Origin of the sequence: Streptomyces synnematoformans, from assembly GCF_039531005.1 — a bacterium.
In the GTDB taxonomy this organism is placed as follows: Bacteria; Actinomycetota; Actinomycetes; order Streptomycetales; family Streptomycetaceae; genus Streptomyces; species Streptomyces synnematoformans.
In genome coordinates this window covers 1-1,002 of the sequence record NZ_BAAAPF010000705.1, presented here as the reverse complement: position 1 = coordinate 1,002, position 1,002 = coordinate 1, and the positions used below count along the sequence as shown (strand labels likewise).

Genomic DNA, 1,002 nt, shown 5'->3' with positions numbered 1-1,002 from the left:
GACCTTCGAACTGCTGGGCCGCGGCGACACCCTCGGCGTCTTCCAGTTCGACGGCGGGCCCATGCGCTCCCTGCTGCGCATGATGAAGCCCGACCACTTCGAGGACATCTCCGCGGTCTCGGCCCTGTACCGGCCCGGCCCGATGGGCATGAACTCGCATATCAACTACGCGCTGCGCAAGAACGGCCAGCAGGAGATCACCCCGATCCACCCGGACCTCGAAGAGCCGCTCAAGGAGGTCCTCGACGTCACCTACGGCCTGATCGTCTACCAGGAGCAGGTGCAGAAGGCCGCGCAGGTCCTCGCCGGCTACTCGCTGGGCCAGGCCGACCTGCTGCGCCGCGCGATGGGCAAGAAGAAACAGGAAGTACTGGACGCCGAGTTCGTCAACTTCCAGAAGGGCGCCCGGGAGAAGGGCTACAGCGACCAGGCCATCCAGGCCGTCTGGGACGTCCTGGTCCCCTTCGCCGGATACGCGTTCAACAAGGCGCACTCCTCCGCGTACGGACTCGTCTCCTACTGGACGGCGTATCTCAAGGCCAACTATCCGGCCGAATACATGGCCGCCCTGCTGACGTCCGTGCGCGACGACAAGGACAAGTCCGCGGTCTACCTCAACGAGTGCCGCAAGATGGGCATCAGGGTCCTCCCCCCGGACGTCAACGAGTCCGACGCCAACTTCACCCCCCGCGGTGATGACACGATCGTGTTCGGTCTGACCGCCGTGCGCAACGTCGGGCAGAACGTCGTGGACTCCATCGTGCGCAGCCGCCGGGCGAAGGGGCGCTACTCGTCCTTCCCCGACTTCCTCGACAAGGTCGACGCCGTCGTCTGCAACAAGCGCACCGTCGAGTCGCTCATCAAGGCCGGCGCGTTCGACGCCCTCGGCCACACCCGCAAGGGCCTCACCGCGCACTACGAGCCGATGATCGACAACGTCGTGTCGGTCAAGCGGAAGGAGGCGGAGGGGCAGTTCGACCTCTTCGGCGGGATGGGGGACGA

At 66.0% G+C, this 1,002-nt stretch carries 1 protein-coding gene; it reads left to right on the top strand.

Translation table 11 applies throughout. From position 1 onward, the window contains the following. On the top strand, positions 1-1,002 hold a 1,002-nt coding region (gene dnaE / locus ABD317_RS37245), incomplete at both ends, for a DNA polymerase III subunit alpha (RefSeq protein ID WP_344296549.1).